This is a genomic window from Bacteroides sp. 90-K9/2 (genome assembly GCF_047310725.1).
Classification (GTDB): domain Bacteria; phylum Bacteroidota; class Bacteroidia; order Bacteroidales; family Bacteroidaceae; genus Bacteroides; species Bacteroides vicugnae.
The window spans coordinates 1-17,735 of the sequence record NZ_JBCGVL010000012.1 but is presented as its reverse complement, the minus strand read 5'-3'; the positions used below and the strand labels follow the sequence as shown (position 1 = coordinate 17,735).

10 protein-coding genes are annotated in these 17,735 nt (G+C 46.4%); 9 read left to right on the top strand and 1 reads right to left on the bottom strand.

Translation table 11 applies throughout. From position 1 onward, the window contains the following. The first annotated feature begins 78 nt into the window (after positions 1 to 78). From AAHJ11_RS19830 to AAHJ11_RS19790, 9 genes are all read left to right on the top strand, one after another. Positions 79 to 3,270 (top strand): TonB-dependent receptor, encoded by a 3,192-nt coding sequence (locus AAHJ11_RS19830; RefSeq protein WP_320978112.1) that lies wholly within the window; start codon positions 79 to 81, stop codon positions 3,268 to 3,270. A gap of 2 nt (positions 3,271 to 3,272) precedes the next feature. After that, complete coding sequence (locus tag AAHJ11_RS19825) at positions 3,273 to 5,060, top strand: RagB/SusD family nutrient uptake outer membrane protein (RefSeq protein WP_413580060.1); 1,788 nt, start codon at positions 3,273 to 3,275, stop codon at positions 5,058 to 5,060. Positions 5,061 to 5,086: 26 nt separating this feature from the next. Next, positions 5,087 to 7,891 (top strand): SusC/RagA family TonB-linked outer membrane protein, encoded by a 2,805-nt coding sequence (locus tag AAHJ11_RS19820; RefSeq protein WP_320978114.1) that lies wholly within the window; start codon positions 5,087 to 5,089, stop codon positions 7,889 to 7,891. A 21-nt stretch (positions 7,892 to 7,912) separates the two neighbouring features. Next, positions 7,913 to 9,595: a RagB/SusD family nutrient uptake outer membrane protein gene (locus AAHJ11_RS19815; RefSeq protein WP_148365418.1), complete on the top strand. Its 1,683-nt coding sequence runs from the start codon at positions 7,913 to 7,915 to the stop codon at positions 9,593 to 9,595. A gap of 58 nt (positions 9,596 to 9,653) precedes the next feature. Next, complete coding sequence (locus AAHJ11_RS19810; RefSeq protein WP_413580059.1) at positions 9,654 to 11,135, top strand: BACON domain-containing protein; 1,482 nt, start codon at positions 9,654 to 9,656, stop codon at positions 11,133 to 11,135. 41 nt (positions 11,136 to 11,176) lie between these two features. After that, the gene (locus tag AAHJ11_RS19805; protein ID WP_148365414.1) at positions 11,177 to 12,640 is read left to right on the top strand and encodes a BACON domain-containing protein; all 1,464 of its coding nucleotides are present in this window, start codon (positions 11,177 to 11,179) and stop codon (positions 12,638 to 12,640) included. Between the two features lie 35 nt (positions 12,641 to 12,675). Beyond that, positions 12,676 to 14,028 (top strand): glycosyl hydrolase family 18 protein, encoded by a 1,353-nt coding sequence (locus tag AAHJ11_RS19800; protein WP_217721742.1) that lies wholly within the window; start codon positions 12,676 to 12,678, stop codon positions 14,026 to 14,028. A gap of 28 nt (positions 14,029 to 14,056) precedes the next feature. Further along, entirely contained in the window at positions 14,057 to 15,601 is a 1,545-nt protein-coding gene (locus AAHJ11_RS19795; RefSeq protein WP_148365410.1) for a sulfatase family protein, read from the top strand. Positions 15,602 to 15,687: 86 nt separating this feature from the next. Beyond that, a complete protein-coding gene (locus AAHJ11_RS19790) occupies positions 15,688 to 16,803 on the top strand; it encodes a glycoside hydrolase family 18 protein (RefSeq protein WP_148365408.1) in 1,116 nt (371 codons plus the stop codon). Positions 16,804 to 16,861: 58 nt separating this feature from the next. Here AAHJ11_RS19790 and AAHJ11_RS19785 read toward each other — a convergent pair whose 3' ends face one another. After that, positions 16,862 to 17,473, bottom strand: a complete 612-nt coding sequence (locus AAHJ11_RS19785; RefSeq protein ID WP_148365407.1) for an HU family DNA-binding protein — start codon at positions 17,471 to 17,473, stop codon at positions 16,862 to 16,864. Between the last annotated feature and the right edge of the window lie 262 nt (positions 17,474 to 17,735).

Below are 17,735 nucleotides of genomic sequence, written 5' to 3'. Positions count from 1 at the left end.
CTTTGAAAAGTTTCTCAACCCGGTCGAGGATCGAGTTTTTCAAAGATCATCGTTGTTAATCTAATTAAATTTTATTACATGAAAAGAAAATGTAGAAAACAATGGCGGAGATGGATTCGTCTCTTTATTCTTCCTTTACTCTTCTTTGTCGGTGGCATCACCAACACTTTCGCGCAAAGCGGGATTAAAATAACCGGTAAAGTTATTGATGCGAGTAAAATGGAAGTGATCGGTGCAAACGTTATGGTGAAAGGCACCTCGGTTGGCGTCATTACGGATTTAAATGGTGAATATACCATTACTGTCCCGGATGAAAAATCGGTATTAGTCTTTTCGTTTGTCGGTTATCGTTCACAGGAACAGATAGTAGGGAAAAAAAGAAAGATTGATATCCTGCTTGAAGATGACTCGAAAGCATTGGATGAAGTGGTGGTCATCGCATACGGAACACAATCCAAAGCAACGTTGACCGGTGCCCTGTCTTCGATTGACTCCAAAGAACTGATAAAATCTCCTGTTGCCAGCATTACCAATGTACTGGCAGGTTCACTGCCGGGAGTTTCTACCGTGCAGACTTCCGGGCAACCGGGTAGTGACGCCGCTTCCATATATGTACGCGGTGTCGGTTCTTTATCCAGCGCATCCTCTTCCCCATTGATATTAGTAGATGGCGTGGAACGGGATTTCTCACAAATCGACCCGAATGAAATCGAGAATCTTTCTATCTTGAAAGATGCATCTTCTACGGCTGTATTTGGAGTACGCGGTGCGAACGGGGTAGTATTGGTAACTACCAAACGTGGAAAGAACGGGAAACCGACGATTAATGTCAGCTCCCTCACGGGTGTGCAGCAACCGCTATCCTTTGTCAAGCAGACAGGCAGTTATGAATTTGCCCGTTTCTGGAATATGAAACAGCAGAATGACGGTGCCGCCAAGTCTACGTTCTTCACCCGTGAAGCTATCGAAGCCTATCGTACAGGCGGAGACCCGCTGCATCCCAGTATAGACTGGTCTGATTACCTATACAACGATTTCTTCCTGCAAACCAAAAACAATATCAATATTTCAGGCGGAACGGATGCGGTGAAGTACTTTGTATCTATCGGTTATCTTTATCAGAACGGTATCCTCAAACAGTTCAACGAACTCCCTTACAATAACAACTATAAGTACAACCGGTATAATTATCGCGCCAATCTGGACTTCCAGCTAACCTGTACTACTACCATGAAATTAAATATCGGTGGCAATGTCGGTCAGCAACAGGAGCCTAACACAACGGAAGATATACAGAACCCGTTTGTTTATACCCAAATCTGGGCACTTCCTTTTTCCGGACTTGGCATTGTAAACGGAACACGCACGATTGTACCTGTCAGCTATACGCCGGTGGGTGGCGCAAATGTAGACGGTCTGCGTACTTACTGGGGAACCGGTTACAAGCAGAAGTATGTGACAACCTTAAATATGGATGTGGATATTACCCAAAAGCTCGATATGCTTACCAAAGGGCTGTCCGTTTCAATCAAAGGTTCCTATGACAATCAGTTCCAACTGAACAAGAATCGCACAGGGGGGAATGTCGAATCACAATTCATCTATTACAAATCGACCCTGGAAAACAGCAACCTGTCCCAGACTGACCCGGACTTTGATAAAACCATTGTTTATGTAGGTCGTGGCGACGGTGATGCTTCCACCCCATTGTCGTATGCTGAATCATATAAACGCGACCGCAACTGGTATATTGAAGGACGCCTCAACTACGACCGCACATTCGGAGATCATAAAGTGAGCGCTCTATTCCTGTACAACCAGTCCCGCAACTATTATCCATTATATGCAGACGGCACGGTAGCCAGTTTCCAGTATCTGCCCCGTGGCTATGTAGGTTTCGTAGGACGCGCTACATACGGTTACAAATCCCGCTACCTGGCAGATGTCAATATGGGATATAACGGTTCAGAGAACTTTGCTCCCGGAAAAACCCGCTACGGACTTTTCCCCGCCGCCTCCATAGGTTGGGTGCTGTCGGAAGAGCCTTTCATGAAGAGCTTGCGATGGCTTGATTATTTTAAACTGCGGGCATCGTATGGCCGGGTAGGTAGTGACACCGGAACAAATACCCGCTTCATGTATATGCCCAGCACATGGACACAAAGCGGAGAATACAGTTTCGGCGTATCCAATCCTGTAAGTGCTCCGGGATATGCAATGGGAGTGCCGGGAAACTCGGAAGTCTCTTGGGAAACAGCCGACAAGCAGAATTACGGGCTTGAGCTGAAAATGTTGAGAAACCGCCTGTCATTAACCGCAGACCTGTTCTACGAGAAACGTACTGGTATTCTGATATCTCCTAAATCGACTCCAAGCATTATAGCAACCGGACTACCCAACCTGAATCTGGGTAAAGTGGACAATCATGGTTATGAGCTGTCATTGGGATGGGACGAGACTCTTAAAAACAATTTCCGTTATTATATCAACGCAAATATGTCATTTGCCCGTAACAAGATTCTCTACATGGATGAAGTCCCCAACGAATTTGATTACATGAATCAAACCGGCGGTTCGGTAGGACGTTCCACCAACGTTTACAAGTATATCCGTCTTTATCAGTATAGTGACTTCACGCAGGACGAGAATGGCAATCTGAAACTGAATCCGGCGTTGCCGCAACCTGCTGTCAGTGTCGCTCCCGGCGACTGTATGTACGCCGACCTGAATGGTGACAAGGTGGTGGATGGCAATGACAGAATGACCACAGGTTACGCCGAACGTCCCGAATATGTATTCGGATTAAATGCCGGCTTCAACTACAAAGGTTTCAATTTCTCCATGCAATGGTCCGGAGCCACGAATGTGAACAAGATGCTTCAGATAGAATACCGTATTCCATTCACCAATACAGGCAAACGCGGTTTATTGGAGTACTTCTATAAGGATTGCTGGACTCCCGAAAATCAGTTGGGCGCCAAATATCCGCGTGCCGCAGAAACTTCCGAGACATGGAATTCCGAGAACTCGACTCTCTGGCTGCGCGATGCCTCTTATATCCGCCTGAAAACAATCTCCATAGGATATACCTTCTCCAAGAAACGTTTCCTGAAAGCCATTGGTGCCAATACGCTCGGTTTGTCTATAAGCGGATATAATTTATTGACTTTCTCCCCACTGGATATCATGGATCCGGAAAGTTTAGGTAACAATAACGGTTCTTACCCGCTAGTGAAGATTTATAGTTTAGGGATTAACATAAACTTCTAATAATGAACAAGATGAAAAATATGATTAAAATACTATCCGTCTGGTCAATCGGAGTAAGCCTGTTTGCCTGTTCGGACCTTACTTTCGGCGATAAGTTTTTAGGAGATCAACCGGAAAGTTCCGGTGCTACGCTTGACTCTATGTTCAACTCCAAAGCCAATGCGGACAAAGTGCTCACACAAGCCTATTGCTATTTGCCTTACGGACTTCCAACCAAGTCCGGAGCCGGATACAACAAACTGGGAGTAAACATTCTTGAAGCACTGACAGATTTGTATAGCAGCTATCGGAATATGAGTAGTGACGGGCCTGTCAATCTATATTATAATGGTATGCTAAGTCCCAATATCGCCTCAAATTTGCAGGGATGTGAAGCCTACCGTTTCGGTTCCCAATTGGAATACCATGCCATCCGTTATGCATACCTCTATATCGAAAATCTGCCCAAAGTGCCCAACATGACCGAAGCGGAACGGAATGAACGGATTGCCGAAGCAAAGACGCTGATAGCCTTAAGCTATGCCGAGATGTTACGTTATGTAGGCGGAGTGCCCATTCTGACAACATATGTCGACCCCAACGATGATATGAATTTTCCCCGTGCCACATTTGACGCCACTGTCAAACATATCATCGGGCTTTTGGACGAAGCGATTCCTTACCTGAACTGGAAACAAAAGGATATAGACGACGGACGCATGACGAAAGCCGGCGCGATGGGTTTGAAAATCCGTGTCCTGCTTTTTGCCGCCAGTCCCACCTTCAACGGTCCGAAGTGGAGGGAAGATGCCAATGAATACACGTGCTACGGCAATTATGATTTACAGCGTTGGAAAGATGTCGTGACGGCCTGCGATGATTTTATGAAAGCACTAGACCTGAATGGCGAATACGGGTTGACTATGCCGACGGAAGCTACTCCCGAAGCGCGCCGTCTCGCCTACCGTTCGGGATATTATGACAGAGGCGGCACTGAAGTCCTGATTTCCGTCCGACGCGGATATGCCCCTTCTATCCACCAGAATATTTATGACCAACGTTATTATTCGGGGCCCACATTGAACTACGTGAATATGTTCCCCTGGGCGGATGGCAAGGATTTTGATGAAAACTTCAACTGGAGTAACCCGTCCAAACAACCGTTCTTCGATGCTGACGGAACACCTCTTCGCGACCCCCGACTTTATGAGACGGTAGCCGTTCCCAGAGATAAATATTTCAACGGAACTCCCCCGCCGATATATACCAATCATCCCAATTACAGAAATGACGGTACAGGATTCCTTATGATGAAGTTTATTTTGACGGACAAAGGAGTACGCGACAATCGTCCGGTACAATGGCCTTATCTGCGCCTCCCCGAAGTATTGCTAAGTTATGCAGAAGCTCTGAATGAAGTGAACAACGGTCCTACGGCAACAGCCTATAGCTGCATTAACCAAGTCCGCGCCCGGGTAGGATTATCAGCCATCCCCACTTCCGGCATGGACAAGAAAAAGTTCCTGACTGCTATCCTGAAAGAACGTGCATTGGAGTTTGGCTTCGAGGAAGTCCGCTGGTTCGACATGGTACGCCGCGGGATGGCAGAGGACTTCAAAAAGACACTCTACGGACTTGTTACCACAGGAAACGATGCCAATAATCCGACTGCATTTACTTTCAAAGAGGTATTCAAGTTGCCGACAACCAGATACTGGTCTTCCAACTGGGACACGAAGTGGTATTTGCAACCCATACCACAAAACGAGATTAATAAAGCCTACGGTATGACACAAAACCCCGGCTGGTAAACACGCATAATCTTAAATACATGAAAATGAAAAAATATATATTGACAGTATTATTCGGAGGAGCTTTGATGACAGTGTCTGCACAGGATATGAATGAAGACCACTCCGCTCTTCCGGCTGACAGCATACATCTGGGATATCAGATAATGCTCCCGAAAGCTGTAAGCCCCTATTCAGTAATAGGCTTGGGCGCTGATGTGTTCCTGAAGTCGCCCGAGATAGATGTGTCGAAAGCCCTCTACGGACACATCGCCGGACTCAATGTCTACCAGGGAACAGGCTCCAGCGCAACCAACGTCTCTTCATTAAGCATCCACGGACATAATCCATTGGTGCTGGTAGACGGATTCCCGCGAAACATAGAAGACATCACGGCAGCCGAAATAGAATCGTGCGAAGTGCTGAAAGACGCAGCGGCCTCTGCGCTCTACGGTGTACGTGGAGCCAACGGCGTAATTCTTATAACAACCAAACGGGGTTCGGAAGGGAAACTGACCGTAGGAGCAAGCTACCAGTTCGGAATCAACACACAGTTCCGCTCGCCCGAGTTCGCCGATTCACACACCTATGCCACGGCCATGAATACCGCCTTGCGTTTGGACGGACTGAATGAGAAATATAACAACTGGGAACTTGCCGCTTTTCGCGATGGAACTTACCCTGAAGAATATCCGAATGTAGACTGGTGGAAGGAAAGCATGAACAATACCGCGTTGAATCATCGTCTTACACTGACTTTCAACGGCGGCAGCAACCGTTTCCGCTATTATTCGGTGGTAGATTATATGCATGACACTTCCTTCCTGAAATCTGACGGAAGTGACAAACGCTTCAACGCATCCCCCACAGATGTACGCCTGAATTTACGTGCCAATGTGGATGTAGACATTACCTCTACTACTCTTTTCAGATTAGGTATCGCAGGCAAGCTTATGGAGACGAACGGTTCGTATGCCGTAGAAAACAATCAGGAATCCGGCAATCCGATGAATATCTATAATGTATTGTACCAGCTCCCTTCCGCAGTTTTCCCGATCCGCTATTCGGACGGCATTTATGGCGGCAACGCCATTTATACCACCGGCAATCCGGTGGCTATGCTGACCGATACCGGCAATATGCGGACTACATACGGCAAGTTGCTGGCTGATATGTCATTGAAACAGAATCTCGACATAGTGTTGAAAGGCCTTTCAGCCGAGGTGTCGCTCGCATTCGACAATATAGGATCTATGTTCGACGCTTCCAGCAAGGAATATCGTTACAAAGACCTGCAACCTGCCATTGCCGGTGACGGAACATTGAAAACAACCCCGCTCATCTCCGGAAAAGACAGCGAGACACTGGGACACGGGCAAGATTTCAAGTCGTTGTTTATGCGTTCCACTCTTCAGGGAAAAATAAGCTATGTACATCATCAAGGAGTACACTCCCTGAACAGTGCGTTAATCTACGACCAGCAATCATACACCAGCAGTGGACGCAACAAGAGCAGCAAACGCCAGTCGGCACTTGTGACAGCTACATATACATACGACAACCGCTATACGTTGAGCGGCGTGATGAACTATTCCGGCACGGCTTATCTGCCCAAGGGAGAACGTTTTCAACTTTACCCCGCCGTATCGGGAGCGTGGATTGTCTCCAATGAAAAGTTTTTCGGGAAAGTCAGAAGTTACGTTGACCATCTGAAACTGTTCGGTTCATTCGGAATCTCCGGGAATGACGGCAATATGTCCCATGAGTTGTACCTGCAATCTTTCAGCAACGCGAATGCCGGAAACTATTATTTCACGAACAATGCCAGCATTTACTACGGCCTTGCCGAAGGTGACCTGCCTGTCATCGGCTTGACCATTGAGAAATCGAAGAAAGCGACTTACGGTTTTGAGCTAAATGCTCTCCGGAACCGCCTGTCACTCTACTGTGAAGGATTCTTTGAACGCAGAAGCAACATTCTCGTATCCGGTTCCAATACAGTTTCAGGAATTATCGGTATCAATGTAGCCCAAGTGAATGAAGGGATACAAGAATACCGCGGATTCGACGCTTCGTTGACGTGGAAAGATAAAATAAGGGATTTCAGCTACTCCATAGGTGCCAATGTTTCTTATGTCGACAGCAAAATCATTAACGATAACCAAGCTTTTCAACAGTATGACTATCTCTATACGAAAGGAAACCGTGTAGGCCAGAAATACGGACTGGAAGTAACCGGCATTTTCCAGAATCAGATGGAAATCAACAACAGTCCGGTCCAGACATTCTCCACCTGCCGTCCGGGGGATCTTAAATATAAAGACCAGAACGGCGATAACCAAATTGACGAACAGGATGTAGTGAAAATGTACGGAACCAATATACCGCGTTTCTACTTCGGCTTCAACCTGAACGCGGCTTACAAAGGATTTGAGCTTTCCGCCGATTTCCAGGGGCTCACCGGATATACAGTCAACTTACTCGACTCGCCGCTTTACAAGCCTTTGGTGAATAATGGGAACATCTCCAAAACATTCCTTGACAACGAGATTCCCTGGACGCCCGAAAATGCAGCACAGGCCACAATGCCCCGTCTGACTACGCAGTCGAACGCCAATAACTACCGTGCCAACTCAATGTGGTTCAAGGACGGCTCGTTTATCAAATTGAGGAACTTGCAGATAGCATACAACATCCCCAAGCGGTTTACCCATTTTGCCGATATAAAAGTGTATTTGCAAGGAACGAACTTATTCTCACTGGACAACATCGGATTTGCCGACCCGGAGCAGTTAAGTGCAGCCTACCCATCCACCCGCTCATATTGGGCCGGACTTAAATTTAATTTCTAATCTGTGTAATACGATAAGAATATGAAACTAAAACATACCCTTCTTTCATTAGTTGTGACACTGGTTTGCTCGTCTTGCAATTACCTAGAGTTCGACGAGACGAACGGATTGAATACGAAAGAGTATATCTACAACTATTTCAATAAAACCAAGCAGATGCTGACGAACGTATATTCGTATATGCCGCAGGATTTCGGCGCCATCAGCGGCGCGATGCGCGACTGTGGTTCGGATGATGCCGAATATGCAGCTACGGGTGCCTCCATACAATATTTCAATGACGGCAATTGGTCTCAACTGAAAACAGTTGATGCCTGCTGGTCTTTGTACAATGGCATACGGGCTGCCAACGAGTTTATTGTTTCCGTTGCCGAACTGGACTTATCCCGCTATCAGTATGATACAAGCTTCCAGAATAACAGCAAGCAGTTAAAACTGTTTCCTTATGAAGCACGTGTATTAAGAGCCTTCTACTTTTTTGAACTGGCACGCCGCTACGGTGACATTGCCATGCCCCAAAGTGTATTGACTCCGGAAGAGGCCAACGCTATGGGCAAGACCCCGTTTGACGAAGTGATTGACTTTATTGTGTCGGAATGTAACGACGCGGCTGCCAATCTTCCCGATACCTACGTAGGGCAGCCTAATAATGAAACGGGACGCATCACAAAAGGATTTGCCATGGCACTCAAATCAAAGGCCCTGCTTTATAAAGCAAGTCTGCTGCACAATCCCTCTATGGACCCGGAAAGATGGAAGGCTTCCGCCAAAGCAGCTCTGGACATCATTGATTTGAACTTATACGAGTTGGACCCTGCAGAAAAAGCGAATAACCTGAATTCTAAAGAAGTGGTGCTCTTCCACATGAACGACGCCAATTACAACTTTGAATTAAACAACTTCCCCATCCGTTTTGTCGAAGGAAAACGCAGCACACCCGCGCTAGGAGTCTTCCCTTCACAAAATCTGGTAGATGCTTTTGAAACGGTGAAAGGATATAAAGTGACACTCACCGAAAACGGATGGATATGTGACGACCCGGAGTTTGACCCGCAAAAGCCATACGAAAGACGCGACCCCCGTTTCTATTGGACTGTGTTAGCCAACGGAATGAGCTTCAAGGGAGACAAGATTGAAACATTCGTAGGCGGTAAGGATGATGCGCCGGTCAATGCAGGTGGTTCGGCCACCGGCTATTTCCTGCGCAAATATATTCAGGAAACAACCAGCTTTGTTCCCGACCAGGAAGTAAAGAACAAGCATCATTGGTGTATCTACCGCTATGCAGAAACATTGCTGACGTATGCAGAGTCGATGGTAGAAGCATTCAACTCTGTTACTTACAAGGATGCCACCTATCATACAACGGCCTTGGAAGCCTTGAATGAAGTGCGTATCAACGCTGGAATGCCCGTTATCACAACCACCGACAAGGATGAGTTCATCCGGGCACTCCGCAATGAATGGCGTGTAGAGTTCGCCTTCGAAGACCACCGCTTCTGGGACGTCCGCCGTTGGAAAATAGGAGATTCCACCCAAAAAGAGTTGAACGGAGTAACCATTACAAAAACGGCAAACACCTTGTCCTTCCAGAAAATGCTCTATGAGAACCGTACGTGGACAGACCGGATGTATTTGTATCCGATACCACAGGAAGAACTTTTCAAGAATGAACACCTGTATCCGCAAAACAACGGCTGGTAATGAAAGAAAGACCTTATTATTATAAACTATTACAATGAATAATTTAATACGATTCCATATGAAAAGAATTTTGACAGGTAGCATCCTACAACTGATATTTGTTGTGTGTGCATTAAACTTGAACTCATGTCAGGAAATGAATATTGACTCCCAGGCTGAATTTCCCGTAAAACTGGAAACAGACGCCCAACCACAGTATAGTGTATTAGCTACATCTCCGCGTACAATTATCTTCAACATCAGTTCCAACACCCCGTGGAAGATAACAAGCAGCGAAGAATGGTGTACTCCCACCCCCGCCATGAGTTCTGCCAGTTCACTGGTTGCCGAGGTGTCGCTGAACATCCTTGACAACCCGGAAGAAAAGCCACGCACGGCCACGCTGACCATTGCAGGCGAGAATTATGAACCGGAAACTGTGATAACCGTTACCCAGGATGCAAAAAGCAAACTGGTGGTGCAATGGATTGACGACAAAATGGGTTCGGAAACAAGCACTGCCGAATTCAAGATTATATCCAACAAGGCATGGACCGCAACGTCTTCCAGCATGTGGTTAACTCTCGACAAAGAAGCCGGCACAGGCTCCGCAGAACCGGTGACCATCACAGCTACAGCTGCCGCCAACGCCGGAAAAGAGCGTACTGCTACCGTAACCATATCCAACGGATTGGAAGAGCAGACTTATGAAGTGATACAGAAAGGCTTTATCCTCGAATTTGCAGGTCTTGACGAAATGGAAAACCCATACGAGTTTACCGGTAACGGCACTGGTACTACAACGGCAGAACAAAACACAAAAACATATAGTGTAAATGCAAATATCGACTGGAAGGTTTCCACAGAAGCTTCCTGGATTGAATTAGAAACAGCTGAAGATAATAAGACATTCACTGCTACGGTGAAGAATGAATACTATTTCGACACACGCACGGCAACTATTGCATTGGAAGCTGCAGATAAGACACTGGGACTTGAGCCTGTGGAGATTACCGTCAGCCAGATGGGAGGAGATGTCGTGTATGACGGAAAGGACCATACAGTCGATACAGACGGACATCTGACTTTAACTACAACAGCAAGAGTAACATCCCGCTTCAACCTGAAAGGAAACAAACGAAAGTTCGCTATCTACGAATGGAAATTCTCCGATACAGATTTTACGGATGACCATGCGATTGACCTGAACCTAGACGGCAAACCCGCAGCCCATATGTGGATGGGCCCCAATGTAAACTTCACCACTAACTCTTACAAATTCCAAATAGCGGGTAGCCTCTATTCTCTGATAGAAAACAAAGTGAATAAGGATAGCAGGAATAAAATGCATACATTAAGAGTAGAAATCAAGCCTCTGGAGAATAATGCGAACAAAGCGTCCTATGATGTATTCCTAAATGATGAAAAAGTGATGGACACAGTTGAAATAGACATCTCTGCTATAGAAGTCGGCTACACACTCTATTTCGGCTTCCATGCAAGCTCTACGGGTACAGCTTCGATGACTATCAGTTCTTTTGAAGTCATTCCGGTTGAATAAGTTTGTTTACCCATCTTTGATAACATAAAAAGAGAAGAACCATGAAAGATATCTTGAATAAATATAAAACCGGTTGGTATGCCGTTTGGTGCATACTGGCTATTGGAACTTCATTGCTGATGCATTCGTGCACGGATGACGAAGCAACGAAAATCGTAGATTTGCGGTATCGGGCCAAAGATACCTATAATCTGCCTGCTTCTAATCCGCAAGCGATTAAGATTCAGGTCAAGTCTTCGGAACAGTGGATGGTATACAGTGACCATCCCGACTGGTGTTCCATATCTCCCGAACAAGGAGAAGCCGGCGAAACGTTCGACGTCAGCATCCAATATAAAGCAAACACGGAGCTGGACGACCGTACAGACACCATTACCGTCAAAAGTGACTATTGGGTGGGCAAATGGATTACTGTCATCCAGAAAGGTATTGCCTATCTGAATACGGAAAATGCAGATGATATATTATTGAGTAAAGAGGAAGCCGATGCAGAAGCCACATTCAAGGTACTTGCCAATCAGAACTGGACAGCCAAAGTGACCGAAGGAGAAGCCTGGCTCTCCATTAAAGGTACGGCAAGCGGTACGAACGATGGCACTTTAACGGTAACCGCCATATCAAATCCAAGTGAGAAACGTTATGGAACGGTGACATTATATGACCGTCATAACGTGGCACAGCAGACCGTCAAGATAACTCAGGACGGCATTCAGATTGACCCGGATAAGACGTCATTCCGTGAAAGTTATGAAGCTCATAGCATTGAAATCCAAGTGATTTCCAACGGAACATGGACAGTCGCCAAAGAGGATGCCCTGCAAGACTGGTATTCATTCTCTTCCACGTCATTCAACGGTGACGGAACATTAACGGTTACATTGAATGAAAACACAGGAACAGCCATTCGCAAAGCTACCTTCACTCTTTCCAGCGAAGCAATTCCAGGCGTCGAACCTGTTGTACGGACAATAACGATTCAACAAGCATACAACGGAACCGAACGTCACATCTTTGATGCCGCCGAAGGCAAGAACTGGAATGTGAACAATGGAACATGTTCCTTCTCGGATGCAGGATTTTACAGTAAGGTGGGACGCGTCACCCAAGCGGGTATGCAACCGGGCTACTACTCATTCCACATCAAAGAAATGGCGGCTGACGCACAAGCGGTAATTTTCTTCACTTATAGCGGTGGAAGTGAGATACGCTGGCACTTGAACATGGCTACCGGAAAGACAAATTACAGCACCTTGCCTTATTCGGAACTGGCTCAGAAATCCTTTGATAAATCGAAAGGTTCCTATACCCTCGGCTTGTCACTGACGAAGGCCGAAGATGGCAATATGAACGTTGCCTGGTATCTGGACGGTGAACTTTGCACAACTTATCGGGGTACGTTCGGAGTTGAATATGGCACCACTTCACTGGTATATATAGGAACCAACATTTCGGAAGCTACTTATGACTGGTGGGAATATACTCCGAACTATGAATGGGGAGATTAAGAATAGATCAGTTTAGTAACAATAGAAGAAACAATATGAAAAAAAGTATATATCAAATGATGGGGATGGTGATAGGGATTATACTAATCGCCACCTCGTGTAGCAGTTCGTCATCGGAGGAAACTCCGGTGACAAATGCAGGACCTCTGCAAAGCTTTATCATCCAATGCGGAGGGTCTTACTACCGGCGCACCATTGACCAAAGCAGCCGTGTCATCAGCCTGAGCGGTATCCATTTCTCAGCAGATATTACAGGGGTAAGCTACCAATTGGCAGAAGGGGCTACCATTGCCCCCGCCCCCCAAAGCATCGCTTTGTGGAATAATACCCAAGAGTTTACAGTGACCACCGCCGACGGAAGCCAAGTGGTGTACACAGTCAACCTTCCGGACTTGCAGGAGCCCGAACCGGAACTGTACAAACCGGTAGTATTGGGGTATTTGCCACTTAATGACTTCCAGTATGACACTCAGCTCTCCCATATTCATTGGGAATACCTGACTCATGTAGCCATTTGCTTTCTCAAAGTGAAGAGCGACGGAACGCTCAATCCGGAACAGGTGGCCGGCCATATCGTAGAAGCAAGGAATACGGCAAGGAAGAACGGCGTGAAAGTGCTGATTTCTCTCTGCAAGAACACTCCCAAAGAATTTACCAATGCCATCAAAGAACCTTCCACACGCACTAAATTAGTCGAAGGTATTATCAACTTCGTGGAGCAATATGAATTGGACGGATTTGACATTGACTATGAAGAATACTCGGGCGACCAGGGAGCTCCGTGGTGGAACCAGTACAGACCGGTGTTGATGGAATTCTTTAAGGAATTATATGAAGCCAAAGAAGCGGCTCACCCGGAATGGCTCATGACATCGGCAACAGCCGACCCTACATGGCTGAATTATGGAGTGGACTGGCAACAGTATTTTGACTTCCTCAATCTGATGTCCTACGACCGTTATGTGCCTAAAGGCGGCTCGAAAGGCAGTTTCACAAACGCCCCCGGACCGGATGCCACTATGGCTAACTTCACCGGTGACCTGACGTATTGGAATACTACCCTCAAGACCCCCAAAGAGAAGTTATTGGGTGGACTTCCTTTCTATGGGTTCACGTGGGAAAATCTGGCTACCGCCGATGATACAGGCGCCATCCGTTACTTTAATATTCTCTCGGAATATAGTACAGTATCCGGCATCGAATCAATGAACCATTACGGGAAAACTTATTGGAACGGCCCGGAGATGATTCGCGAGAAATGCCAATATGTGAAAGATAACCAGTTTGGCGGCGTCATTATCTGGCAGCTTTTCATGGATGCCAAAGACGACAGTCCGCACAAATTGCTGGATGTTATAGGAAAAACCTTCCAGATGGACAAGAATTAACCGCATACTCACTTAAATAAAAAGAATCATGAAAAAAGAACTCTATATGCTGCCGTTAGCACTGACCTCCTGCTTTGCAACCAAAGTCTGTGCACAAGCCAAACTCCCCGGTACGCCTAACGTCGTCTTCATCTATGCGGATGATATAGGCTACGGTGACTTGAGTTGCAACGGAGCCAAAACCATCCATACTCCCAACGTAGAACGCCTGGCAAAAATGGGTGTGCGTTTCACCAATGCACATAGCGCGGCTGCCACCAGCACGCCCGCCCGTTATGCCATGCTGACAGGAGAATATGCCTGGCGCAAAGCCGGAACAGGAATAGCCGACGGAGATGCCGCTTCTATCATCCGCCCGGAACGCTACACGATGGCGGATATGTTTAAAGAAGCCGGATACAGTACCGGAGTGGTAGGCAAATGGCATCTCGGACTGGGCGACAAGAACGGGCAACAGGACTGGAACCAACCGTTGAAACCGGGAACCGGTGATATCGGCTTTGATTATTCGTTTATCATGGCAGCCACAGGCGACCGTGTGCCTTGCGTTTTTGTTGAAAATGACCGGGTAGTCAATCTCGACCCTAACGACCCGGTTCAGGTCTCTTATCAGAAGAACTTCCCCGGTGAGCCTACCGGGAAAGATAATCCTGAACTGCTCAAAATGCACCCTTCCCACGGACACAACCAGAGTATCATAAATGGTATCTCGCGTATCGGATATATGAAAGGCGGAAAATCGGCTCTCTGGAAGGATGAAGAAATAGCCGGAACATTGACAGGCAAAGCCGTTTCCTACATCGAGAACCATAAAGATGTACCTTTCTTCCTGTATTTTGCCACACAAGATGCGCATGTTCCCCGCGTACCGGCTCCCCAGTTTGTAGGAAAAAGCGGAATGGGGCCTCGCGGCGATTGCCTGCTGCAATTCGACTGGTCAGTAGGAGAAATATTGAACACACTGGAGCGCTTGGGACTGGACAAGAATACATTAATCATCCTCTCCAGCGACAATGGCCCGGTAGTAGATGACGGTTATAAAGACCAAGCCGTAGAATTGCTGGGTAACCACAAGCCCGGCGGCATTTACCGTGGCGGAAAGTACAGCGCTTACGAAGCAGGCACACGCGTGCCCTGCATCTGGAGCTGGAAAGGCGTCATCCGTCCGGGAACCGTTTCGGACGCGTTGGTTTGCCAGATAGACTGGTTTGCCACCTTTGCCGAAATGATGAACTTCCGTCTGCCCGAAGGAGCTGCACCGGACAGTCAGCCGATGCTGAAAGCCTGGACAGGCAAGGAGAAGAAAGGGCGCGAATGGCTGGTACTGCAAAATGCCCACAATAATCTGTCGATTACCGACGGGCAATGGAAATATATTCGTCCCGGAAAAGGCCCCGCTGTCAATAAGTTTGTAAACATTGAACTGGGAAACAGCATGGAACCGCAGCTTTACAATATCACCAAGGACCCTTCGGAAAAAAATAACGTGGCAGATAAAAACCCGGATTTAGTAAAAAAGATGGCCGCGAAACTGGAATATCTCGTAGACAACCGCTACGGGCAACCTTTATAACCTCTAACACACTCAACACGGCTTTCTTCCCCCCCTACAAAAGGAAAGCCGTGTTCTTTTACAATTATAAACAGAAAAACAAGACGATGAAAAAAGTATTATTCTTCGCATTACTATCACTCGTGTGTTGCCAATCGTATGCACAAGATTTTACTCACTCAACCTACTTGACCGGACGTTCGTTAAAAAGCGCTGAAAAGGTAAAGCAGATTGATTACCGCCAGTTCCAGTATATTTACCTGATGGCAGCCCCTCAATGGAATCAGGAGGATTTCACCTGCCCGCAAGAAGAAATTACAAGGAAACTGGTAACAGAACATCAATATATAAAAGACAGGAATGTCGAAATAATACCTCTGCTAATACAACAGGCTCATGAGAACGGAACCAAGGTTCTGCTATCATTTGCCGGAGAGGGATTCAATGAAAAGGTATCTTCCATTGACCGGCAAAACAAGTTTATCCATATGATGATGCAGTTTATTGACAAGTACAACTATGACGGAATTGAGATAGACTGGGAGAAGCAGCTCCAGCTTCCTCTGCACGCCGATTTCCTGTCCAATATAAGGCTCAAGCTGGACAGCCTGGAGAAGAAACGCAATGACGACAGGCATCTATACCTCACAACGGCTCTTCATTCCTGGCAAATCTATGACAAAGAACTAGCCGATAAACTGGTCGCAAACGTAGACTGGATCAATATCATGACTTATGACATGGGAGGTGGCATTTGGGGAAATATACCGAAACATAACACGCCTCTCGACAAGATAAAGAAAGAACTGGCGCATTGGGAAGTATTCGACCGCGATAAACTTTGCATCGGTCTGGCCAATTACGGATTTATCTATAAAAATTTAACACCGGACACAAAGATAGAAGGCAAATTGAATGAATATGGGGAGTACTTCAGCTATAACGATATGCTCCCTCTCTTGCAGGAAGGGTGGACGGAAGAATATGATAACAAGGCTAACGTATCCTATTACTTTTCTCCTGACAAATCAGCATTTGTCACCATGGAGAACCCTGCAACTATCCTGACCAAAATACAATGGATAATGGAAGAGAAATACAAAGGAGTTTTCTGGTGGGAGTTTAACTACGACGCCATCCAGCCCGCATCCCAAACAGGTAAGATAAGACATCATCTGATCGATGTTGTCAGCCACTATTTGGATGGGATGACAGAGAAATAAAAATCACCGGGAAAGCTGCGCGACGGATTCTTTCCCGGTATCACCACCTTGTCCGTTTCTACTCCTCTTTCGGCAGTGCAACGAAATGCATCTGGTTTCCATGTCCTATCCGCTTGATAATTCCTTCGGATGCAAAAGATTTGAGGTCGGCAAGTGCGGTATTCTTCAACCGCCCCGTCAGTTCCGTATAGGTAGTTCTTGTGATGAAACCATGTTGCCGGATATATTGCAGGACAAGTCTCTTCAGGGCTTCCCTGTCCCATTTCCGCGAGGTGTTGAAGTCCACACACTTCTTACGTTCCAGATCTCCCCGAATCCCCTGCCGGAAACTCTTGGAAGCACGGAAGTTCACTCCATCAAAAGCAACAGATTCGGAACGGAGGTCATTTTTGTTTGCCACCAAACGGGAGGCTTTCACTTTGGCCGAGAAGAAACCGAATTCTCCCAGTTCGACATGGTATCCTTCGCCCAGATACTCCAACACATCGTCTTTCAATTCCGTAAGGATACCGTCTATCACGCCTTCCTTGAATCCTGTTCTCTTGGCAACTGTACGAATCAGCCGTTCTGCCGGAATCGTTCCGCTATAAACAATGTCGGCATACATCGTTTCAGTCTCGCCCTCTTTCGTGGTGAGGGACGGTTTCTTCTTTAAATTGTAATAAGCCATCTTTCTTTTCTAACTATGATTAAGAACTTTCAGTGCAGAGATTAAGGATTTTCAGTGCAGAGATTAATGTATTTTTGTGCAGTCGGGAAGTCGTCACCTTGCAAGGTGACGATTGTCACTTTATAAAAGGATAAATGGCATCTTATAAAGTGACAGGGCAGACGCATTATATTTTTTACTATCCTACTCCTGTTTTCATTCTATTTATATAATTGATTATTAACTTATTAATTCTTTCTTATTTCGACTATTTTCCTTATCT

What these genes read in the sequence shown, in the direction of transcription:
- AAHJ11_RS19830 (WP_320978112.1), top strand. Translation starts at nt 79, where the DNA reads ATGAAAAGAAAATGTAGAAAACAATGGCGGAGATGGATTCGTCTCTTT.
- AAHJ11_RS19825 (WP_413580060.1), top strand. Translation starts at nt 3,273, where the DNA reads ATGAACAAGATGAAAAATATGATTAAAATACTATCCGTCTGGTCAATC.
- AAHJ11_RS19820 (WP_320978114.1), top strand. Translation starts at nt 5,087, where the DNA reads ATGAAAAAATATATATTGACAGTATTATTCGGAGGAGCTTTGATGACA.
- AAHJ11_RS19815 (WP_148365418.1), top strand. Translation starts at nt 7,913, where the DNA reads ATGAAACTAAAACATACCCTTCTTTCATTAGTTGTGACACTGGTTTGC.
- AAHJ11_RS19810 (WP_413580059.1), top strand. Translation starts at nt 9,654, where the DNA reads ATGAAAAGAATTTTGACAGGTAGCATCCTACAACTGATATTTGTTGTG.
- AAHJ11_RS19805 (WP_148365414.1), top strand. Translation starts at nt 11,177, where the DNA reads ATGAAAGATATCTTGAATAAATATAAAACCGGTTGGTATGCCGTTTGG.
- AAHJ11_RS19800 (WP_217721742.1), top strand. Translation starts at nt 12,676, where the DNA reads ATGAAAAAAAGTATATATCAAATGATGGGGATGGTGATAGGGATTATA.
- AAHJ11_RS19795 (WP_148365410.1), top strand. Translation starts at nt 14,057, where the DNA reads ATGAAAAAAGAACTCTATATGCTGCCGTTAGCACTGACCTCCTGCTTT.
- AAHJ11_RS19790 (WP_148365408.1), top strand. Translation starts at nt 15,688, where the DNA reads ATGAAAAAAGTATTATTCTTCGCATTACTATCACTCGTGTGTTGCCAA.
- AAHJ11_RS19785 (WP_148365407.1), bottom strand. Translation starts at nt 17,473, where the DNA reads ATGGCTTATTACAATTTAAAGAAGAAACCGTCCCTCACCACGAAAGAG.